Here is a 384-nt window from a genome sequence, read left to right as displayed (position 1 = left end):
ATAAATTAAGCATCTCCATTTCATAGATGGAACATGCAATCTCTATTTAAATGTTAAAAAAGGGAGAGGAATAACTCCTCGCCCTTTTTACGTTTATTGAATTTCCAGTGTTACTTTTTCATCATTATGATGTCCCACTGAATACAAGAGCATTCGAATCGCTTTCGCAACTCTCCCTTGCTTTCCAATGACTTTTCCAACATCCTCAGGATGTACAGTTAATCGATACTTTATCTCTCCGTTGTAAAGTTCCTGTGTAACTTTTACATCTTCAGGATGATCGACAAGAGGCTTGACAATCGTCTCGACTAACTTCTTCATAGTCATTGCCTCAATTACTTACCTTGTTTAGATAAGTGGAATTTCTCCATGATACCTTGGTTA

General features: G+C 36.7%; 1 protein-coding gene. It reads right to left on the bottom strand.

The features are described 5' to 3' along the window. Positions 1 to 93: 93 nt before the first annotated feature. Positions 94 to 321: a KH domain-containing protein gene (locus MR170_RS31205; protein WP_000737399.1), complete on the bottom strand. Its 228-nt coding sequence runs from the start codon at positions 319 to 321 to the stop codon at positions 94 to 96. Positions 322 to 384 lie beyond the last annotated feature (63 nt).

Source organism: Bacillus cereus group sp. BfR-BA-01524, assembly GCF_022662595.1.
GTDB classification, from domain to species: Bacteria; Bacillota; Bacilli; order Bacillales; family Bacillaceae_G; genus Bacillus_A; species Bacillus_A thuringiensis_S.
Note: the sequence above shows the minus strand (reverse complement) of the source record. Positions and strands in the feature narration are given on the sequence as shown.

Excerpts from the sequence above, each read along its gene's own strand:
- MR170_RS31205 (WP_000737399.1), bottom strand. The coding sequence starts at position 321 with ATGAAGAAGTTAGTCGAGACGATTGTCAAGCCTCTTGTCGATCATCCT.